We start from the raw sequence: 20,269 nt of genomic DNA on the forward strand, positions 1-20,269 counted from the left end.
CCATAGATTCGCCGCATGCCCCCACAGCCACCGCCCAGGATGCCCGCCGCGCTGCCGGTCCTGCCGTACCGCAAGCCCACCAAGGGCCGCGACTACTGGGTCTTCGACGACGCCCTGCCCCAGGTCGACGCCGTACGGGAGCGGTGCCTGGCCAAGGACGACTGGGTCGAGGGCTATCCGTACACCTCCGAGACCTGGCCCGGCCTGCGCGCCATGCCGGGGCTGGAGCCGGATGAACTCGCCGTCGTCGAAGGGCTGGTGAAGCAGGCCACCGGCGCCGAGGAGCTGTGGGTGCAGCAGGCGCCCGGCGGCGGCACCCTCAACCACAACTGCGTCCAGGTGGTCGGCGAGGGCGAGAGCGAGCCCCGCCCGCACACCGACTCCCGCGCGCTGTGCCGGTACGCGGCCGTGCTCTACCTCAACCCGAACGTCCCCAAGAGCTGCGGCACCGCCTTCTACCGCCAGTCGCTGCCCGGCGGCCGGCTCGGCGGCAACGTCGTCCAGGCCCCGCACAACAACCTGGTCGAGGCCCTCGGCACGCGCTACGTCCCGGGCGACCACTTCGAGGACGACGTCCGCGTCCCCCACAAGTACAACCGCCTGCTCCTCTACAACGCCAACCTCGTGCACAGCGCGACGGGCTACTTCGGCAAGACGCTGGAGGAGAAGAGGATGACGGCGGTGTTCTTCTGGATGGCCTGACCCAGCGGGCCGCCTCAGGGGAGGGACGTCCCGGGGTCGGACGGCCCAGGACCGGACGGCCCAGGACCGGACGTCACAGGGTCGGTGACAGGGGCAGCAGCAGCGTGGCCACGGCGATGCAGCCGGCGCACACGGCGAGCGCCGTGCCGACGCAGCGCCGCCGCAGCAGCCGGTAGCGGCTCTCGTACTCGACGCGCAGCGACCCGCACCGGGCCGCGATCCGTTCCAGGTCCGCGCGGGCCCGGCGCAGACTGTCGGCGACGTAGCGCCGCTCGACGTCCTCGCGCTGCGCGCTCGTCAGCCACTCCATGGGGGCGACGAACTCCCGCGCACGCTGCTCCGCCTCGGCGATCCGGGCCTGCCAGAGCAGGTACCCCTCCACCTCGTCGCCGAGCGCGCCTTCGGCCCCCCGCCTCGACAGCCCGGTCACCCCTGCCCTCGGTCGGTCCGCGCCGGCACCTGGAACTCGTGCTCCTGCAGCGCGATGTCCGGGTGGTGCAGGTCGAACGCCGGGGACTCGCTGCGGATCCGCGGCAGGGTGAGGAAGTTGTGCCGCGGCGGCGGACAGGAGGTGGCCCACTCCAGGGAACGGCCGTAGCCCCACGGGTCGTCGACGTCGACCTTCTTGCCGTACTTGGCCGTCTTCCACACGTTGTAGAGGAACGGCAGCATCGACAGGCCGAGCAGGAACGAGCCGATGGTCGAGACCGTGTTCAAGGTGGTGAAGCCGTCGGAGGCCAGATAGTCGGCGTAGCGGCGCGGCATGCCCTCGGCGCCCAGCCAGTGCTGGACCAGGAACGTGGTGTGGAAGCCGACGAACAGCGTCCAGAAGGTGATCTTGCCGAGCCGCTCGTCGAGCATCTTGCCCGTCATCTTCGGCCACCAGAAGTGGAATCCGGCGAACATCGCGAAGACGACCGTGCCGAACACCACGTAGTGGAAGTGGGCCACCACGAAGTACGAGTCGGAGACGTGGAAGTCCATCGGGGGCGAGGCCAGGATGACCCCGGTCAGACCGCCGAAGAGGAACGTCACGAGGAAGCCCGCGGCCCACAGCATCGGCGTCTCGAAGGACAGGCTGCCCTTCCACATCGTGCCGATCCAGTTGAAGAACTTCACACCGGTGGGGACGGCGATCAGGAAGGTCATGAAGGCGAAGAACGGCAGCAGCACGCCGCCGGTGACGTACATGTGGTGCGCCCACACGGTGATGGACAGACCGGCGATGGAGATCGTCGCGGCGATCAGGCCCATGTAGCCGAACATCGGCTTGCGGGCGAAGACCGGGATGATCTCGGAGACGATGCCGAAGAACGGCAGCGCGATGATGTACACCTCGGGATGGCCGAAGAACCAGAAGAGGTGTTGCCACAGCAGCGATCCGCCGTTGGCCCCGTCGAAGACATGGGCGCCGAACTGGCGGTCCGCCTCCAGGGCGAACAGCGCGGCGGCCAGCACCGGGAAGGCGAGCAGGACCAGGACGGCGGTCAGCAGCACGTTCCACACGAAGATCGGCATGCGGAACATGGTCATGCCGGGGGCGCGCATGCAGATGATCGTGGTGATGAAGTTGACCGCGCCGAGGATGGTGCCGAAGCCGGAGAAGGCCAGACCCATGATCCACATGTCGGCGCCCGGACCCGGTGAGCGGACCGCGTCCGACAGCGGGGAGTACGCGAACCAGCCGAAGTCGGCCGCGCCGTCCGGGGTGAGGAAGCCGCCGACCGCGATGGTCGAGCCGAACAGGTAGAGCCAGTAGGCGAACATGTTCAGCCGGGGGAACGCCACGTCGGGCGCGCCGATCTGCAGCGGCATGATCCAGTTCGTGAAACCGGCGAACAGCGGCGTCGCGAACATCAGCAGCATGATCGTGCCGTGCATCGTGAACGCCTGGTTGAACTGCTCGTTCGAGACGATCTGCAGGCCCGGCCGGGCCAGCTCGGCGCGCATGACCAGCGCCAGCACGCCGCCGATCAGGAAGAACGCGAACGACGTCGCCAGGTACAGCGTGCCGATCGTCTTGTGGTCGGTGGTCGTCAGCCACTTCACCACGACGTTGCCGGGCTGCCGGCGCCGGACCGGCACCTCGCTCTCGTACGAGTCCTCGGGCGCGGCGGCACCATGCGGTTCGTTGAGGATGCTCACAGGTGCATCCTTGCTGCGGGACGGCGCGGCCGACGCCCTGAGCGGCCGACGCGCGGCCGAACGCATGACGGATGCACACGGATGGCGCAACCGCATCCCTAGCTGGTGGCCTGCGGCTTTCGTACGACAGGATGGGCCGGTGACCGAACAGATGGATCAGTCCGCCGCGCCCGCGTCCGCCCATCGGCCGGTTCAGCTGTCAGGGCGGCTGGCTGTGGGGGGACTGCTGCTCGCCGGGCTCGCCTGGGCCGTGCGAGGGGTGTGGGAGATCCGGCTCGCCATGGCCGGAGAGCCCGCCGCCGGGCCGCCGGACCAGGGCAACGGGGTGCACCGGCCGCTCAACTCGCTGGAGAACTCGTACCACTTGGTGACCTCGGTGGGCGGTGCGCTGACCCTTCTCTGCGCCGCGCTCTTTCTGTCCTGGCTGCTCAAGCTGCGGGAGAACGCGCGGGCGCTGTCGGGGGACACGCCGAAGTACCTGGGGATCTGGGTGTTCCTCGGGTGGATCGTGCCCGTGGTCAACCTGTGGTTCCCGCGGGGGATCGTCGTCGACGCGTTCCGCAGCAGCGCGCCCGGACGCAGGCTTCCCGCCTCCGTCAACGTGTGGTGGGGGCTGTGGCTGATCGGGCTGCTCACCGGGGTGGGGATCGTCTACCGCGACTCCACGGATCAGATCATCGCGCGCGCCTACACCGAGGGGTGGCCGCTGCAGCTGTGCGACGCCCTCGTCGTGGCGGCCGCCTGCGCCGGCGCCTTCGCGGTGCGGGCCGTGACCGCCGCCCAGGTGGAGCGGCTGCGCGCGGCCCGGCCGACCGGCACCCGGGTGGCCGAGGTCCTGTGACGGCCCAGCCCGGTGTGGGGCGGGGCGGTGTGCGGTACGGATGCGGCATGAGCTGTATCGCCATTGTGGGTGCCGGACCGGGGCTCGGGGTCGCCGTCGCGCGGCGGTTCGGGCGGGAGGGCTTCGGGGTCGCCCTCGTCGCCCGGGACCCGGGACGGCTCGACGCGCTGGTGGGGGAACTCGGCGCGAACGGGATCAGGGCCCAGGGGTTCGCCGCGGATGTGCGCCGGCCCGAGGAGCTGGCCGGGGCGCTGGAGCGGGCGGTGGACGAACTGGGGACCGTCGAGGTGCTGCAGTACAGCCCGGTGCCGCACCGGGACTTCATGCGGCCCGTGCTGGAGACCGGGCCCCGCGATCTGGTCGGGCCCATCGAGTTCTCCGTGTACGGGGCCGTCGCCGCCGTGCAGCAGGTGCTGCCGGGGATGCGGCGGCTGGGGCGCGGGACGATCCTGTTCGTGAACGGCGGGAGCGCCGTCGTCCCGCACACCGAGCGGGCCGGGACGTCGATCGCGTTCGCGGCGGAGAGCGCGTACGGGCATCTGCTGCACGAGCGGCTCGCACGCGAGGGGATCCATGTCGCCCAGCTGGTGATTCCGGGGGCCATCACACCCGGGCACGCCCGCAAGGACCCTGACGTGCTCGCGGAGCTGCTGTGGGGCATGCACCGGGACCGGCACGGTTTCCGGCACTTCGCGGACGATCTCGACGCTTGAGCCGATGAACCGGGGCCGACGGGCCGCTGTCGGCCTGCGGTGTGGGGTTTTGTAGGCCAATATGGGGATGTTGGCCGTATTGCTCTCGTCAAGGGGGCCTGGAATGGCTGTCGAAATCCCCGCGATCATCAAGCCGTCCCGGCTCAGAAGCCGGGGCGGGCTGCTGGGTGAGTGTCTCGCCGAGTTCCTCGGGACGTTCGTGCTCATCTCCTTCGGCTGCGGTGTGGTCGCGATGGCGGTTGCCGCACTGCCCGGTTCGGGCCGTGCCGCGACCCCCACCACGATCTTCCTTGCGGCCGGTGACTGGCTGCTGATCACCTGGGGCTGGGCGATGGCCGTCACCTTCGGCGTCTACGTGGGCGGCGGAGTCAGCGGCGCCCATCTCAACCCGGCGGTCACCCTGGCCATGGCCGTGCGCCGCGGCTTCGCCTGGGCGAAGGTGCTGCCGTACTGGTTCTCGCAGGTCGTGGGCGCCTTCACCGGCGCCGCGCTGGTCTACCTCGTCTACCACGCCGCGATCCACGCCTTCGACGCCGCGGCACCCGGACCGAAGGTGAACGGGCACACCAACGCCACCTTCTCCATCTTCGCGACGTTCCCCGCCCCGTACTTCCACGGCGGCATCTGGGGACCGCTGATCGACCAGATCGTCGGTACGGCCTTCCTGCTCATGCTGATCGCCGCCGTCAACGACCTTCGCAACCAGGCCGTGAAGGCCAACCTCGCCCCCCTGATCGTGGGTTTCGCGGTCGCCGCGATCGGCATGTCCTACGGCGCGAACGCGGGGTACGCCATCAACCCGGCCCGTGACTTCGGGCCGCGTCTGCTGACCTGGGTCGAGGGCTGGAAGAGCCTGGCGTTCCCGGGGAGCGTGTCCGGCTCCTACAGCGGCTACTGGTGGATCCCGATCGTCGGGCCGCTGATCGGCGGCGTGGTCGGGATCGTCGTCTACGACCTCTTCATCGGTGATGTGCTGCTGCTCCGGTCGAAGCTGGCCGAGTCACGGGAGCCGGGGGAGTCGACTCCGGTGCGGACCGTCAACGGGGAGTAGGCCGCCGGATGATGAGGGTCCGTCAGCTGCCGGTCGTGTCCTCGGCGCAGGCGCCCGCGGCCCGGCGGGCCGTCGCCGCGATCTCCTCCAGCGCCGCCAGATGCCGGGCCAGCGCCCTGCGGCCGGTGAGCGTGAGGCCGGCCCAGGTGCGCGGGCGCTTGCCGAGGTAGCCCTTGCGGATGCTGACGTAGCCCGTCTTCTCCAGCGCGGAGAGGGTCTTGCTCAGCGTGGAGTCGGAGACCTGGCAGTAGTCGCGCAGGACGGCGAACTCCGCCTCACCGCACGCCGAGAGGTAGGCGGCGAGGGCCAGCCGGGTCGGGTGGTGGAGTTCGCGGTCGAGAGCGGGTGGAGCACCGCCCGTGGGGTCTGTCATGCGGTGCCCGCCTGCCAGGTCCCGCGCAGCACGTAGTCCGCGCCGGAGGCCAGGCCGAAGGCGATGAGCCAGCCGGCCGAGCCGTACACGACCGCGGCCGGCAGGCTGATCGCCAGGGGGATGAAGGGCACCACCCAGGCCTGCCAGGGCGGGCGGCCGGAACCGCGGTCCCGGTGGAACCAGCGTGTCACTCCCCCGTGGTGGGCGCCCAGCCACAGCAGCACGAGGAAGCCGGTCAGGCTCACCGTGGCGGCGGCCACCAGCCAGATCCCCCAGCGCGGCTCCCGGTCGGCGAGGCCCAGGGCGATGAAGCCCACCGCGAAGGTCAGGCCCTGTCCGATGCCGTAACCGCGGGGCCGTTCGCGCTCGCCGGCCTCGCGTGCCGCGACCCGTGCGGCGCAGGCGGCGGCGAGCGCGCTTTGTGCCTGCCGGGCGTCCATCGGTTCCCCCGTGCTGTCCATGCGCTTACCTCCGGTGCGGGGAGGGGCGGTTGGTCGTCCGCCCCTCGTGCATACCTTCAGCATGGACAGTACTTTCCAAGAAGGCAAGTACTTTCTGATGATTGGTCATTCCCGGCGGCAGACGATGGCGGTCGGTGCCGAGTTCCGGCAGGTGATCCCGCTGCCGGGGCCGATGAGACGCGACAGGAGCGGTGCGATGTCCCGCTCGCAGGACACGTCCTGGCCGTCCTCGGGCTCGGCGTTCGCCTCCTGGCAGACCCGGCCGATGGCGGTACCGCTGTCGACCTTCGGCCCGGGAGGCGGCGTGTCCGCGAAAGCCGCCGGGGCGAGCAGGCCCAGGCCGAGCACGGGCGCGGCGAGCAGCGCTGCGACCTGGGCACGGGTGGGCCTCAGGATCCGTCGCGACATGACTGTCCTTTCGACTGGTTCATCCGGTTCATCCGGCTCGTCTGATTCATCCGACTGCTTCGACCGCGTCGTCCGCCCGGTCCGGGGGAATGCCGTGCGAAGCAAGGTCATGATCGAGGCCGGCGACGCGGCACGGACGCGGACACGCGTGGTGCGTTCGCGTGAACTGCCGCTCGCGGGGGTGCCGAAGAGGGACGGTCCACGACGTTCACAGAGGGCGGTTCGGCCAGTCCAGGAGGCGGGCGCCGATGACGGCCGTCTGGAGCATGTAGCGGTGGGCCGGGTCGGTCGGGTCCGCGTCGGTGAGCTTGTGGATGCGCTCCAGGCGGTAGGTGAGCGCGCGCACGCTGAGCGAGAGCCGGCGGGCGGCCCCGGCGGCCACGCAGCCGGAGTCGAAGTACGCGGCGAGGGTGTCCAGCAGCGGACCGGCGCCGCCGCGCGCCGCGGTGAGCGGGCCGAGCGTGTGCGTGACCAGGTCGACGAGCGCCTGCCGGTCCCGCGCCAGCACCGGGTAGACCAGCAGGTCGGCGGCGCGCAGCACCGGCCCGGCCAGATCGAGCCGGGCCGCCATCTCCAGTGCGGCCAGGGCCTCTTCGTACGACTGCACGACCCCGCCCGCGCCGTGCTGGGCACGGCCGATGGCGACCCGGCCGCCGTCCGTCGCCGCGTACGCCTGCTTGGCGAAGTACAGGAGGATCTCGTCCTCGTCACCGGGCGCGATGCACAGCAGCCGGCCGTTCTTGGTGGTGAGCAGGATGCTGCGCGAGTCGAACCGGCTCAGGACGGCGGCCTCGACGCGGCGGGCGACCGGGCCGCCCTCGGCGTAGGCGGACGGGCCCTCGGCGACGGCCACCGCGTATGCCCGGGAGAGCAGCAGGCCGAAGCGTTCTGCGCGTTCGGCGAGCCGGCCCAGGTCGCTGCGGCCGTAGAGCAGATCGTCGATGAACTCCCGCCGCGCGGCCTCCTCGCGGCGCACGGCGAGCCGCTGCGCGCGTTCGTAGCCCTCGGCGAACGCGTCGATCGCCTGCTCCACGGCGGCCAGCGTGGCCAGGCCGCTCTCGGCCGAGCCGTCCCTGGCGGGCCAGGCGGCGCGGGCGGCGGCCAGATGGGCGACGACCAGCGCGCGCAGCCCGTGCCCGGCGTCGGCGGCCTGCTCGCCGAGGGTCCGCCGGACCTTCAGCTCCTCCCTGGTCAGCCGCCTGCCGGTGGCCGCGACCTCGGCCAACGTCCGGGCGAACCCGTCCAGACAGCGTTCGGGCAGCTCGTGTCTGTCGTGCTGATCCCCCATGCCGGCCCCACTCCCCCGTGATCTTGACGTGCCGGTGACGCTTTCTTAGCGCATGTCCGGCATGCAGACCCTAGTCAACACTGCCGGAAACCGGCAGTGCGCGGGGCTGTTCCCCTGCCACACCATCCTCTGCGGGGAGCACTACGGAAGGTTGCGGTGCCGGTCACCGGCAAATGACCGGCACTCCAGCCTCGGGGGGCTCCGTACCCATCGTCTGACGCAAGGACGTGTGTCATGGAAGTCCTCGGCGTGCTCGTCGCCGGCTGTCTCGTGTTCGTGGTGCTCGCGCTGCTCGCGTTCTCCCGCCTGTACCGCAAGGTGGACCAGAGCCAGGCCCTGATCGTGTCGAAGACCCGGCGGGTCGACGTGTCCTTCACCGGGCAGGTCGTACTGCCGATCCTGCACAAGGCCGAGGTGATGGACATCTCGGTGAAGACGATCGAGATCAGCCGCTCCGGCCGGGACGGGCTGATCTGCCGGGACAACATCCGCGCCGACATCCGGATCCTGTTCTTCGTGAAGGTCAACAAGACCGTCCCGGACGTCATCAAGGTCGCCCAGACCGTCGGCACCGAACGCGCCAGCCACCAGGACACGCTCCAGGAGCTGTTCCACGCGAAGTTCTCCGAGGCGCTGAAGACCGTCGGCAAGCAGCTGGACTTCACCGACCTCTACACCAAGCGCGAGGAACTCCGGTACCACGTCATCGAGTTGATCGGCATCGACCTCAACGGCTACCACCTCGAGGACGCCGCGATCGACTACCTGGAGCAGACCCCGCTCACCCAGCTCGACCCGGCCAACGTCCTCGACGCCCAGGGCATCCGCAAGATCACCGAGCTGACGGCCGTCGAGCACGTGCGCACCAACGAGGCCAAGCGCAACGAGCAGATGGAGATCACCCGCCAGGACGTCGACGCCCGCGAGGCCATCCTGGAGCTGGAGCGCCGGCAGGCGGATGCCGAGATCAAGAAGAAGCGGGAGATCGAGACCTCCCGGGCACGCGAGGAGGCCGAGACCGCCCGCGTGGTGGAGGAGGAGCGGCTGCGCGCGCAGGGCGCCTTCCTGCGCACCGAGGAACAGCTGGGCGTGCAGCGCGAGAACCAGGCCCGGGAGATCGCCGTCGCCGCGAAGAACCGCGAGCGCGTCATCGCCGTCGAGAACGAGCGCATAGAGAAGGACCGGCTGCTGGAGGTCATCGCCCGGGAACGGGAGACGCAGCTGACGAAGATCTCCGCGGAGAAGGAGGTCGAGGCGGAGAAGCGGGACATCGCCGAGGTCGTCCGGGAGCGGGTCGCGGTGGACCGTACGGTCGCCGAGCAGGAGGAGTCCATCAAGAAGCTGCGCGTGGTCGAGGAGGCCGAGCGCGAGCGGCAGACCCTCGTCATCGCCGCCGAGGCGGAGGCGCAGGAGAAGCTGGTCAAGGACATCAAGGCCGCCGAGGCCGCCGAGCAGGCCGCGACCCACCGGGCGGCGGAGGAACTGACCCTGGCCGAGGCCCGGTTGAAGACCGCCGACCTCGACGCCCGGGCCAAGCTGCGGCTCGCCGAGGGCGTCCAGGCCGAGGCCGCCGCCGAGGGGCTGGCCGCCGTCCAGGTCCGGGACAAGGAGGCCGAGGTCACGGTCAAGGCCGGCCGTGCGGCGGCGGAGGCCACCGAGGCACGGCTGCGCGCCGAGGCCGAGGGCACTCAGGCCAAGGCCCTCGCCGAGGCCGAGGGCGCCCGCGCCAAGGGCCTGGCGGAGGCCGAGGGCGCGCGGGCGGCGGCGGAGGCCACCGAGGCGCGGTTGAAGGCCGAGGCGGAAGGCACCAGGGCGAAGGGCCTGGCGGAGGCCGAGGGTGCGCGGGCGGCGGCGGAGGCCACCGAGGCGCGGTTGAAGGCCGAGGCGGAAGGTGCGCGGGCGAAGGCGCTGGCCGAGGCCGAGGGCGCGAAGGCGATGGGCGCCGCCCAGGCGGAGGGCGCGAAGGCCATGGGCGCGGCCCAGGCGGAAGGCGCCAGGGCGAAGGCGCTCGCGGAGGCGACCGCCATCGGCGAGAAGCTGAAGGCCGAGGCGGCCGGACTCACCGAGAAGGCCGCCGCGATGGCCGCCCTCGACGAGGCCTCGCGCGGACACGAGGAGTACCGGCTGCGGCTGCAGGCCGAGAAGGAGATCCGGCTGGCCGGTCTGGAGACGCAGCGGCAGGTCGCCGAGGCGCAGGCGGCCGTCCTCTCCACCGGTCTGGAGAACGCCGACATCGACATCGTCGGCGGGGAGTCCGTCTTCTTCGACCGGCTGGTGTCCGCGGTCTCCCTCGGCAAGGGCGTGGACGGCTTCGTCGAGAACTCCCACACCGCCCAGGCGCTGGCCAAGCCCTGGCTGGACGGCTCCGGCAGCTTCACGGACGACCTGAGCCGGGTCCTCGGAGCCATCGGTACGGCCGACGTGCGGAACCTGACGGTGTCGGCGCTGCTGATGAAGCAGATCGGGGGCGGCGGCCCGCAGACGGGGCAGCTCCAGAAGCTGCTGGACCGGGCGAGCGAACTGGGCCTGTCGGACACGCCGTTGACGGCCCTGAACGGGAGCGGTTCGCCGAACTGACGGCGGGCGGTACGCGGGTGCGTGGGAGCGAGCGGCCCCCACGCACCCGCACCCGGCACACGTCTCGCAGCCCCGAGCTGGCAGCCGCACAGTCCACGAAGGGAAGCACTCCCCATGGCCACCGTCGACGCCGGTACCTATGAGGTACTCCGCGACCGGCTCGCCGCGCACGCCGCCGACCTCGCCCGCAGGGCGGACGCGCTCAACACCCGCAGGGCCGAGGAGTTCGGCTCGGTACGGCTCGACCTCGCGGCCACCGCCCGGCTCGACACCGGCCGTCCGTGCCTGCCCTGCGACATCGTGGCCGTCGGCGACGCCCTGCTCTTCGGCGGCACCGGAAAGACGGCCGACGGCACCGAGGCCGCCGTCGCCGACGTCCTCGCGCTGTACGGCCGCGACGGCGAGCGGCTGCCCGCGGACGCCGTGCCCGGTCTGCTCGACGACCCGGCGTTCGTACGGGAGTTCACCGCCCTGCACCGCTACTACCGGCAGGCCCGGCTGCTGCGGCTGCGCCGGGTCGACGGCCGACTGCTGGCCGTGTTCCGCACCGGCGAGAACGCCGACGACGTCCGCGTCCTGCGCTGGAGCGTCGCCGACGACGGCCGCGTGGCGTTCCTGGACGCGCGCGGCGACCGCGACGACACCTTCCCGCCGGCCCAGGACCTGACCTGGACGCCGACCACCCGCGAGGACCACGTGCTGGGCCGTGCGCCGCATGTCGCCGTCCCCGCCGGAGTCGGGGTGTCGACCGTCGGCGGAACGCTCACCGTGCGCACCACGGACGGGGATCCGCTGTACGCCGAGCCGGTGCAGGAGCCGCTGCAGTCGCTCGCCGACGCGGCCGTCGGGTACGCGCGCGTCGGTCCGCTGGTGCTGCTGCGGGTGCTGCCGTACAAGGAGGACACCGACCGCTACCTGGTGTTCGACACGCTGACCCGGACGGTGGTCCGGCTCGACGGGATCGGGCAGGCCTGCAGGCGCCTGCCCGAGGAGCAGGGGATCGTCTTCCCCGGCGGGTACTGCCTGGCCGGTGCCGGGCACCGGACGTACGAACTCGACGTGCGGGAGCTGGAGTTCGAGCGGGAGGTGCGCGCGCCCAACGGCGAGGACGTGCTGTACGCGTTCCGGTCCCGGGCCCGGGGACGCACGCTGCTGCTGTCGTACAACACCCTGCGCAAGGAGGTCGCGACCCCGCTGTCGTGCCGGGGCTGGGCGCTCTTCGAGGACGGCGCGCTCGCCGCGCTGCGCGAGGGGGGCGACGAGCCCGCGCACACCCATCCGCTGCAGTGGTGGACCTCGCCGTACGTCTCCGACACCCATGCCGCCGCCCTGCGCACCGGCACCGGGGCCCTCGCCCGGGTCGGCAACGCGGACCTGGTGCGCGGGCTCGCCGACTGCCTGTCCGTCGCCCGGCTGGTCGCCGACGGCATCGAGACCGGCGAGGGCTACCGGGCGCTGGCCGCCGCCTGTGTCCGCGCCGCCGACACCAACCACTGGCTCGACGATCCCGAACTCGGCGACCTGGCGGGTCCGTTGGGCGAGCTGCGAGGCACCGCCGAGCAGGTGCTGGCCGAGTTCGAGACCGTACGGGAGCTGACCCGGCAGGCCGCGGGTGCCCTGGACGAGGCCGCCGAGCGGATCGCCGCCGTGGTGCGCCGGCTGCGCGGCGAGGCCCCGCGCGAGGCCGCGGCCTGGGTGCGCGGACTGACCGAACTCCGGCACGCGCACGGCCACCTGCTCACCCTGCGGGAGCTGCGGTACGTCGACACGGCCCGGCTGGCGGAGCTGGCCGACGGCGCCGCGGCCGACCTCGCCGCGTTCGGCCGGCGCGCGGTGACCTTCCTCGCCCGCGACGACGCCTTCACCGCCCAGCAGGAGGAGGTCGAGCGGCTCGTCGGCCAGGCGGCGGCCGTCGCGACCGTCGCGGGCGCCGCGCCCGTCACCGCCCGGCTGGACGAGCTGGCCGAGGGGCTGCGCACCGTCACCGACGTCGTCACCGGTCTCGACATCGCCGACGCCACCGTCCGTACCGCCGTGCTGGAGCGGATCGCCGAGGTGCTGGGCGGCGTCAACCGGGCCCGCGCCACCCTCGACGGCCGCAGGCGAGCCCTCCAGGACAGCGAGGGGCGGGCCGAGTTCGCCGCCGAGACCGCGCTGCTCGCCCAGGCCGTCACCGCCGCGCTCGCCGCCTCCGGCACCCCCGAGGAGTGCGACGACCAGCTCGCCTCCGTCCTCGGCCGGGTGGAGGACCTGGACGGCCGGTTCGCCGAGTTCGACGACTTCCTCACCGAACTCGCCGACCGGCGCACCGAGGTCTACGAGGCGTTCGCCGCCCGCAAGCAGTCACTCGCCGACGCCCGCGCCCGCCGCGCCGAACAGCTCGCCGTCTCGGCGGGGCGCATGCTGGAGACGATCGGCCGGCGCGCGGCCACGCTCGCCGACACCGACGCGGTGACGACGTACTTCGCCTCCGACCCCCTGGTCGCCAAGATCCGCCGCACCGCCGGCGAACTGCGCACCCTCGGCGACGGCGTGCGCGCCGAGGAACTCGACGGCCGGCTGAAGTCCGCCCGCCAGGAGGCGGCCCGCGCCCTGCGCGACCGCACCGACCTGTACGCCGACGACGGCCGCACCCTGCTGCTCGGCGGCCACCGCTTCGCCGTCAACACCCAGCCGCTCGACCTCACCCTCGTCCCGCACGGCGACACCCTGGCCTACGCGGTGACGGCGACGGACTACCGCGCCCCGGTCACCGACCCCGACTTCGCCGCGTACCGCCCCTACTGGGACCGCCACCTGCCTTCCGAGTCGGCCGGGGTCTACCGCGCCGAGCACCTCGCCGCCCGGCTGCTCGCCGAGCACGGCCCGGCCGCCCTCGCCGCCGCCGACGACCTGCCGGGCCTGGTCCGCCGGGCGGCGCAGGAGTCGTACGACGAGGGCTACGAGCGCGGCGTCCACGACCATGACGCGACCGCCGTGCTGCACGCCCTGCTGCCCCTGTACGAGGGCGCCGGCACGCTGCGCCACGAGCCCGCCGCCCGCGCCGCCGCCCAGCTGTTCTGGGCGCACGGCACCACGGAGGAGGCCCGTACCGCATGGCGGCGGCGGGCGCTGTCCCTGGCCCGCGCCCGGGACGCCTTCGGCACCGTACCGGCCATCGGGGAGCTGGAGCGGGAACTGGCGGACGCGATGGAGGCCTGGGATCCGGGCCCGGCCGGCGGGCCGGCCGCCGCGTACCTCTTCGAGGAGCTGACCACCGGGCCCGCCGGCTTCGTCCTCGGGGTCACCGCGCGCACGCTGCTGGAGAAGTTCCGGCACACGGGCGGAAGCTACCGCGGCGATCTGGAGGGGCTGACCGATCTGGCGGCGCGCCGGCAGGTGGTGGCGGCCTGGCTCGGCGCGTACGCCGAGGCCATCGGCACCGAGGCGGGACCCGGCGAGCTGGCCGAGGCGGTCGTCGCCGAACTCTGCCCCGACCTGCCCCGCCACGACGGGGACGCCCCGCTCACCGCGACGGCGGAGGGCCTGCTGGGCGCGCACCCGAGGGTGAGCGGCGGCCGACTGCCGCTGCGCCTGGACGAGTTCCTGTCCCGCACCGCCCGTTTCGCGGCCGAGGAGGTACCCGGCTTCCGTGCCTACCAGCACCGCCGTACGACCCTGGTGGCCGCCGAACGCGACCGGCTCCGTCTGGACGACCACCGTCCCCGGGTGCTGTCGGCGTTCGTCCGGGGCCGCCTCGTCGACGAGGTCTACCTTCCCCTGATCGGCGACAGCCTGGCCCGCCAGCTGGGCACCACCGGCGCGTCCAAGCGCACCGACACCGGCGGGCTGCTCCTGCTGATCTCCCCGCCCGGCTACGGCAAGACGACCCTCATGGAGTACGTGGCCGACCGGCTCGGCCTGATGCTCGTCAAGGTCAGCGGCCCCGCGCTCGGCCACACCGTCACCTCGCTGGACCCGGCCGACGCCCCGAACGCCACCGCCCGCCGCGAGATCGAGAAGGTCAACTTCGCGCTGGCGGCCGGCAACAACACGCTCCTGTACCTGGACGACATCCAGCACACCTCGCCCGAGCTGCTGCAGAAGTTCATCCCGCTGTGCGACGCGACCCGGCGCGTGGACGGTGTGTGGGACGGCCGGCCGCGCACCTACGACCTGCGCGGCAAGCGGTTCGCGGTCTGCATGGCCGGCAACCCCTACACCGAGTCCGGCGAGCGCTTCCGCCTGCCCGACATGCTCGCCAACCGGGCCGACGTGCAAAACCTCGGCGACGTCCTCACCGGCAAGGACGACGTCTTCGCGCTCAGCTTCGTCGAGAACGCCCTCACCGCCAACCCGGTGCTCGTCCCGCTCGCCACCCGCGACCGCGCCGATCTGGACCTGCTGGTCCGGCTGGCCGCCGCCGACCCCACGGCCCACGCCGACCGTCTCACCCAGCCGATGCCGCCGGCCGAACTGGACGCGGTGGTACGGGTGTTGGGGCATCTCCTGGCGGCCCGCGAGACCGTGCTGCGGGTCAACGCGGCCTACATCGCCTCCGCCGCCCGCTCGGAGGAGGCCCGTCCGGAACCCCCCTTCCGCCTCCAGGGCTCCTACCGCGACATGAACAAGATCGCCCAGCGGCTGCGGCCGGTCATGAACGACGCCGAACGCGAGGCCGTCGTCGACGACCACTACACGGCCGAGGCCCAGACCCTCACCACGGGCGCCGAGGCCAACCTCCTCAAACTGGCCGAACTGCGCGGCACGCTCGACACCGGCCGGGCCGCCCGCTGGACCGAGGTGAAGGCGGCCCACGTCCGCGCCCGCGTCCTCGGCGGCCCCGAGGACGACCCCCTCACCCGCGCGGTGGCCGCCCTGGGCCTGCTCGCGGACCGGGTGGCGTCCGTGGAGACCGCCATCAACCGGGCCCGCGCGAACGGTGGCGGGGAGGAGCGGTGAGGGTCGGCGGAAGGGGGCGGTGATGGTCGGCTTCCTGGTGCCGCTGTCGGCGGCGTTCGCGTTCGTCGTCCTGAGCACGGCGGTACTGATCCGCCGGGACCGCCGACTGGCACGTGGGCCGCAGACGGACCAGGACGAACCACGCGGGGGATGAGCGCCCGGCTCAGATCTCGAAGTTCGAGTTCTCCCAGCTGTGCTTCAGCCAGACCAGCATCGCGGCCCAGACCACGAGCGTGCCGAGCAGCGCACCGGCCGCCGCCCAGACCCCGGCCCGGCGCCGCAGGACGGCTCCGCCGAGACCGAAGAGCACGGCGCCGCAGGAGGGCCCGCCGACCAGCCATCCGGCCGCGCGCGCCAGGGACGCCTTGTCGTCGTGGTCGCCCCGGCAGCCGGTCGGTCCGAAGCACTCCATGGAGTCGTGCGCGATGTAGTACAGCCCGTACACGAGGGGCAGCAGCAGAAGCACGGTCGCCACCAGCAGCCCGACGACCGGACCACGGTCCGTCCGGCCCCCGGGGGGCGCTGCGGAAGAAGGATTCACCACGCCATCGTGGCGGGGCACGGGGCGGGGGCACATCCGTTGTCGTACTCACGCGTGGTGGGCCCGCCGCTCGCCGCCGCCGGGGTTGTCGTCCGACGAGCGCGGCCGGACAACGCCGTTGTCAGCAGCCGGTGTTCGGGAGGAGGGGGACGAACTGGACGCGGGTGTGGTCGTCGGCGGTGAGGATGCGGTTGTAGTCGACGTGGTCGACGCGGAACCAGACGTCGTCCCGCTTGCGGTCGCCGCCGACGTCGTCCAGGAGGACGCACCAGCGCTCCGGGCGCAGCTCCCGGCGGTACGTCTCGGTGCCGCTGCGCACCTTGTGGCAGTTCTGGTAGTGCTCGGTGGTGTACCAGGTGCGGGTGCGGCGGTGGCTGCCGGAGCCGGAGCGCGAGGTGTGCCGGACCTGGCGGGTGCCGGGCGTGCAGCTCCTCACCAGGTGCGGGCGGGTGGCCGGGGTGGTCCTGCGGGTGACGTGGCGGAGGGTGTCCTTGATGCCGTGGACGGGGTTCTGGGTCGGGGTGGGGGAGGCGGTGGTCGCCGGCGCCGTGGTCCGCGCGCCGTTCGACGTGCCGCCGCCGCAGGCGGTCAGCACGGCCAGCAGGATCGCCGTCACACCGGCCGCCCTCAGCCGCCCACCGGACACGAACATGTGTCTCTCTCCCGTCGTCGGACGCGTAGCGTAGCTGATCAACCGGCGAGCATTGCGGGGACTGGATCAGCCCAGGCAGATCAGGACCAGGCAGAGCTGGGTGGGTGAGGTCGACGCGGAGGCCGGGGCGGATGCGGAGGAGCCGCCCCCGGTGGAGCCTGTGCCGGTGTCTGCGCCGGTGCTGGTGGTGCCGCCGGTGGAGGGCGTCGGCTGTGCGGCCGTACCGGAGGACGACGCCGGTGCGGTGCTCCGCGGCTGCGGGGTGGCCGCCGCGGCCGGTGCCGTCGACGCGGTCGGGTGGGACGCCACGGTCGCGCTGTCGGTGTGGGGGACGGCCGGCCGCGGCGTGGCCGCGAGCGTCTGCTGGTGGGGGACGTTGGCCACGGTCGTCCGCGCCGTCGGGGCGGCAGGTGTGTGCCGGTGCGCGGTGGCGGGCGGTGTCGCGGTGGACGCGGGCCGGCTGGGCGCGGTCGACGGGTCCTCGGTGAGGCCCATGCTGCGGTTGTCCGGCGCCGTGGCCGCCTGGGCCCGGCCGCCGGAGCCGCGGTCCATCGAGGCGAGCGTGAGGCCGCCGCCGACGAGCGCGACGGCGGTCGCCACGACGGCCCGGCGCTGGTTCTTCTTCCAGCGGGCCATCTGGCGACGCCGGGCCGCGCGTCCCCGCGGGGCGGAGGGCGCGTCCGTGACGTCGACGGGGGATGCGTCCGCGAACTCGGCGGGGGATGCGGTGGAGACCTCGCTGTGGGGGTTCCCGGTGTCGAACCAGCCGTCGGCGGCGGGGGCCGACGGCGACGCCGTCGCGAACCAGCCCTGGTCGGCGTGCGACGCGTGCGATGTGTGCGGTGCGGTCGGGCCCTGGTCGGCGAACAGTGACGACGGCTCGGGGCGGCTGCCGTGGGTGCCGGGCGGGGCGATGTCGGGGGCGTAGGCACCGCACCCGGGACAGACCAGGGCACCGTTGAGGTGCCGGCGGCACGAGGAGCAGTAGTCCATCTGCGGTCTTCCTGAGTCGACTGCGCCGTCGGCCCACCGGGGGCGCGGCCTGGTCATGCTCGTACAGGGGGTCGAGCGACCAGTCACGGTAACGAGCCTTTCGAAAGGCTGTGTGCAGCCCGTGTGGCACTCCTGCGCAGATTCGCCGGGTGCTGTTTCCCCGGCCGGGTGAAACCCGTCGGGCCTCCGGTCCGGTGGGCCGTGTCCGGGCCGCGCCCGCCGGTGCCCGTCGGCATAGTGGCGGGCGGCTCCGTCGGCGCAGTGGCGGGCGGCTGCGCACCGACCGGCAGGAGGACACGCATGCTCGGCACAGAGTTCCGCACCGGGTCGCCCAACTGGATCGACCTCGGCAGTCCCGACATCGAGGGGTCGGCCGCCTTCTACGGCGCCGTCTTCGGCTGGGAGTTCGTCTCCGCCGGCCCGGATGCGGGCGGCTACGGCTACTTCCAGAAGGGCGGCGGCACGGTGGCCGCGCTCGGCCCGCTGACCGAGTCCGGGGCGAGGTCCGCCTGGATGACGTACTTCCGCAGCGACGATGCGCGGGCCGCCGCCCGGATCGTGGTCGCGGCCGGCGGTGCGGTGCGCACCGAGCCGATGAGCATGGGCGAGGCCACTTTCGCCCAGTTCACCGACCCGCAGGGCGGGCAGTTCGCCGTGCTCCAGTCCGGGCAGGGCCTGCAGCGCGCGTCGCAGAACGACACGCTGGTCTGGGTGGAGCTGCACACCGGTGACACGGAGGCGGCCATCGGCTTCTACCGCAGGCTGTTCGGCTGGCGGAGCGAGGCGATGCAGGCGCCGGGCATGACGTACCAGGTGCTCAGCATCGCGGCGGGCGACCGGCAGGAGGGTGCCTTCGGCGGTGTGGCCCCGCTGCAGGACACCGGGGAGGAGGCGCGCTGGGTGCCGTACTTCGCGGTGGCCGACGCGGACGCGTTCGTCACCGCGGCCCGCGACTGCGGCGGCACGGTGCTGATGCCGGCGGCGAACATCCCCGGCGTCGGCCGCGTCGCCTGGCTGACCGACCCGGCCGAGGCGGTGTTCGCCGTACTCAAGCCGGACCCGCGCCAGGCCTGACGTCGGCCGTCGGGCGTGACGTCGACCGTCGCGCTGACGCCCGCCACCCACCCGGTCCTCACCCCGGACCGGCTGCTGGGCAGGGCGAGCGCGACGGCCCGGTTCGTGTCCTCGGGTGGCCTTCCGCTCGGCGCGGTCCTCGGCGGAGCGTCGGGCTCCGTGTTCGGGGCGGCGGCCACGCTGTGGATCGGCGCGGCCGGCATGACGCTGAGCTTCCTGCCGGCCTTCCACTCCCCGGTGCGCACGCTGCGCGCGGCGCCGCCTATGAACGGGTGGCGGTCCCGCAGGCCGTGTCGCCCTCGCCGTGCCTGCCCGGGGCGATCGAGGTGCTGCGGTCGTACGGGTCGATGGTGGGGCCGTCGTCCGGGCTCGGGGACCCCTGCCCGGTGTCGAACTCGGGGGTGAGGTAGCCGGTGTAGGTGCCGCAGCCGCCGTTCGTGGTGTCCGACTTGTAGGAGAGCAGCGAGAACGTCCCGGACTCGGTGACCACCTTCGCCGGGTCGTCCCAGCTCATGACGGTCTCGCGGCGCACGATGGTGCGTTCGACGTCGTCGCTGCCCTTCGCGGCGCGGACGACCGGATAGACGAACGTGACATCGGCGCTCACCTCGACCGCGCCGCGCTCGCCCTCCCGGTACGTGATCCGTCCCCGGGTCTTGACGACGTCCCCGACCAGCCGGACCTTCGTCCTGTCGAACCGGCTGAACAGCAGCAGCGGATCGTTCTCGCGGCTGGGCGTGCGGAACGCGGCGGCCAGGTACTTCCGGATGTCGGGCTGATGCGGATTCATCAGCGCGATGGCCTTCTGGGGCCGCTCCCCGCGCAGCACACCGGTGTCCAGGTTGGACGCGACGAGGAAGTCCCGGCTCCGCGCGAGCGCCTGCGCGACCTGCGCCTTGCTCATCCAGCCGGTGGCCCGTGCCGCCGGCAGCCCGATCCCCGCCCCGCCGTCGCTCCAGCGGGCGGCCGGTGAGCCCCTGAACGGCTGGTCCAGAGTGGGCAGTTGGGAGGCGGGCCCGGTGGGCGGCGGCTGATCCGGGCGTTCGGACTCGACGGCGAGCGGCGCACCCGAGTCGTCCCCGCCCCCGCCGCCGAACCAGCCGGTCACCCGGCCGGGGTCCAGCGCCACGACGAGCAGGCCGGCCGCGACCAGCAGACCGACCACGTACCGTGCCCTGCCCGCGCGCCGCCGGGGCGGTTCATGACCGCGCCACGCGTGCGGCCGGTCGGGCTGCTCCCGCAGCCGTCCCGCCACCATCCGGGCCCGTGCGGAGGGCTCCTCGGGCGCGCTCGGTGCGTCGGCCCCGGCCTCCCGCACGAAGCGCTCCCACTCCTCGTCCGATATGGACGACTCCCCACCCTTGTCCACGACGAACTCCCCGCTTCTTCTCCCTCACCCGGCCGGTCCCTCCCCAGGACCCCCGACCCCCGACCACCGCCGGTCGCGCCGGTCACCGGTCGTGCGCCACGCATCATCACACACCCGGAACGGACGACAGGACGGACAGG

General features: G+C 72.9%; 18 protein-coding genes. 8 read left to right on the forward strand and 10 right to left on the reverse strand.

Features of this window, described 5'->3' with window-relative positions:
• The first annotated feature begins 15 nt into the window (after window positions 1-15).
• Window positions 16-702, forward strand: a complete 687-nt coding sequence (locus AQI95_RS01690; protein ID WP_067116020.1) for a DUF6445 family protein — start codon at window positions 16-18, stop codon at window positions 700-702.
• A gap of 73 nt (window positions 703-775) precedes the next feature.
• Here AQI95_RS01690 and AQI95_RS01695 read toward each other — a convergent pair whose 3' ends face one another.
• Both AQI95_RS01695 and ctaD read right to left on the reverse strand, forming a co-directional pair.
• Window positions 776-1,132 carry a cytochrome C oxidase subunit I gene (locus tag AQI95_RS01695; protein ID WP_208614041.1) on the reverse strand — a complete coding sequence of 119 codons (357 nt, stop codon included), beginning with the start codon at window positions 1,130-1,132 and terminating at the stop codon, window positions 776-778.
• Window positions 1,129-2,847 carry an aa3-type cytochrome oxidase subunit I gene (gene ctaD / locus AQI95_RS01700; RefSeq protein ID WP_067116023.1) on the reverse strand — a complete coding sequence of 573 codons (1,719 nt, stop codon included), beginning with the start codon at window positions 2,845-2,847 and terminating at the stop codon, window positions 1,129-1,131. Before ctaD ends, AQI95_RS01695 begins: the two co-directional genes overlap by 4 nt.
• A 151-nt stretch (window positions 2,848-2,998) precedes the next feature.
• Between ctaD and AQI95_RS01705 the strand changes: the two genes are divergently transcribed.
• The 3 genes from AQI95_RS01705 to AQI95_RS01715 all read left to right on the forward strand — a co-directional run bounded on the left by AQI95_RS01705 (window position 2,999) and on the right by AQI95_RS01715 (window position 5,452).
• The gene (locus tag AQI95_RS01705) at window positions 2,999-3,688 is read left to right on the forward strand and encodes a DUF4328 domain-containing protein (protein WP_067116987.1); all 690 of its coding nucleotides are present in this window, start codon (window positions 2,999-3,001) and stop codon (window positions 3,686-3,688) included.
• Window positions 3,689-3,735: 47 nt separating this feature from the next.
• Window positions 3,736-4,401 carry an SDR family NAD(P)-dependent oxidoreductase gene (locus AQI95_RS01710; RefSeq protein WP_067116025.1) on the forward strand — a complete coding sequence of 222 codons (666 nt, stop codon included), beginning with the start codon at window positions 3,736-3,738 and terminating at the stop codon, window positions 4,399-4,401.
• 103 nt (window positions 4,402-4,504) lie between these two features.
• A complete protein-coding gene (locus tag AQI95_RS01715; RefSeq protein ID WP_067116029.1) occupies window positions 4,505-5,452 on the forward strand; it encodes an MIP/aquaporin family protein in 948 nt (315 codons plus the stop codon).
• 22 nt (window positions 5,453-5,474) lie between these two features.
• Here AQI95_RS01715 and AQI95_RS01720 read toward each other — a convergent pair whose 3' ends face one another.
• The 4 genes from AQI95_RS01720 to AQI95_RS01735 form a co-directional block, all read right to left on the reverse strand.
• Window positions 5,475-5,825: a winged helix-turn-helix domain-containing protein gene (locus AQI95_RS01720; RefSeq protein WP_067116032.1), complete on the reverse strand. Its 351-nt coding sequence runs from the start codon at window positions 5,823-5,825 to the stop codon at window positions 5,475-5,477.
• Window positions 5,822-6,286 (reverse strand): hypothetical protein, encoded by a 465-nt coding sequence (locus AQI95_RS01725; RefSeq protein WP_067116035.1) that lies wholly within the window; start codon window positions 6,284-6,286, stop codon window positions 5,822-5,824. The genes AQI95_RS01720 and AQI95_RS01725 overlap by 4 nt, the downstream gene beginning before the upstream one ends.
• A gap of 105 nt (window positions 6,287-6,391) precedes the next feature.
• Window positions 6,392-6,694 (reverse strand): hypothetical protein, encoded by a 303-nt coding sequence (locus AQI95_RS01730; protein ID WP_067116038.1) that lies wholly within the window; start codon window positions 6,692-6,694, stop codon window positions 6,392-6,394.
• A gap of 208 nt (window positions 6,695-6,902) precedes the next feature.
• On the reverse strand, window positions 6,903-7,982 hold the full coding sequence (locus AQI95_RS01735; RefSeq protein ID WP_067116041.1) for a PucR family transcriptional regulator: 1,080 nt from the start codon (window positions 7,980-7,982) through the stop codon (window positions 6,903-6,905).
• Window positions 7,983-8,216: 234 nt separating this feature from the next.
• Between AQI95_RS01735 and AQI95_RS48665 the strand changes: the two genes are divergently transcribed.
• The 3 genes from AQI95_RS48665 (at window position 8,217) to AQI95_RS49775 (ending at window position 15,654) form a co-directional block, all read left to right on the forward strand.
• Window positions 8,217-10,559 (forward strand): hypothetical protein, encoded by a 2,343-nt coding sequence (locus AQI95_RS48665; protein WP_067116044.1) that lies wholly within the window; start codon window positions 8,217-8,219, stop codon window positions 10,557-10,559.
• Between the two features lie 114 nt (window positions 10,560-10,673).
• Window positions 10,674-15,500 (forward strand): DNA repair ATPase, encoded by a 4,827-nt coding sequence (locus AQI95_RS01745; RefSeq protein WP_067116047.1) that lies wholly within the window; start codon window positions 10,674-10,676, stop codon window positions 15,498-15,500.
• Between the two features lie 22 nt (window positions 15,501-15,522).
• Window positions 15,523-15,654, forward strand: a complete 132-nt coding sequence (locus AQI95_RS49775) for a hypothetical protein (protein WP_279616991.1) — start codon at window positions 15,523-15,525, stop codon at window positions 15,652-15,654.
• 9 nt (window positions 15,655-15,663) lie between these two features.
• Here the strand turns inward: AQI95_RS49775 and AQI95_RS01750 are convergent, their stop codons facing one another.
• The 3 genes from AQI95_RS01750 to AQI95_RS47100 all read right to left on the reverse strand — a co-directional run bounded on the left by AQI95_RS01750 (window position 15,664) and on the right by AQI95_RS47100 (window position 17,686).
• Window positions 15,664-16,041, reverse strand: a complete 378-nt coding sequence (locus AQI95_RS01750) for a hypothetical protein (RefSeq protein WP_159056442.1) — start codon at window positions 16,039-16,041, stop codon at window positions 15,664-15,666.
• Window positions 16,042-16,162: 121 nt separating this feature from the next.
• Complete coding sequence (locus AQI95_RS01755) at window positions 16,163-16,693, reverse strand: hypothetical protein (RefSeq protein ID WP_067116053.1); 531 nt, start codon at window positions 16,691-16,693, stop codon at window positions 16,163-16,165.
• A 66-nt stretch (window positions 16,694-16,759) separates the two neighbouring features.
• A complete protein-coding gene (locus tag AQI95_RS47100; protein WP_067116055.1) occupies window positions 16,760-17,686 on the reverse strand; it encodes an SCO2400 family protein in 927 nt (308 codons plus the stop codon).
• Window positions 17,687-17,986: 300 nt separating this feature from the next.
• Between AQI95_RS47100 and AQI95_RS01765 the strand changes: the two genes are divergently transcribed.
• Complete coding sequence (locus tag AQI95_RS01765; protein ID WP_067116058.1) at window positions 17,987-18,760, forward strand: VOC family protein; 774 nt, start codon at window positions 17,987-17,989, stop codon at window positions 18,758-18,760.
• 262 nt (window positions 18,761-19,022) lie between these two features.
• Here the strand turns inward: AQI95_RS01765 and AQI95_RS01770 are convergent, their stop codons facing one another.
• Window positions 19,023-20,129, reverse strand: a complete 1,107-nt coding sequence (locus AQI95_RS01770; protein ID WP_067116061.1) for a hypothetical protein — start codon at window positions 20,127-20,129, stop codon at window positions 19,023-19,025.
• Window positions 20,130-20,269 lie beyond the last annotated feature (140 nt).

The sequence above is a fragment of the Streptomyces yokosukanensis genome (genome assembly GCF_001514035.1).
Lineage (GTDB): Bacteria > Actinomycetota > Actinomycetes > Streptomycetales > Streptomycetaceae > Streptomyces > Streptomyces yokosukanensis.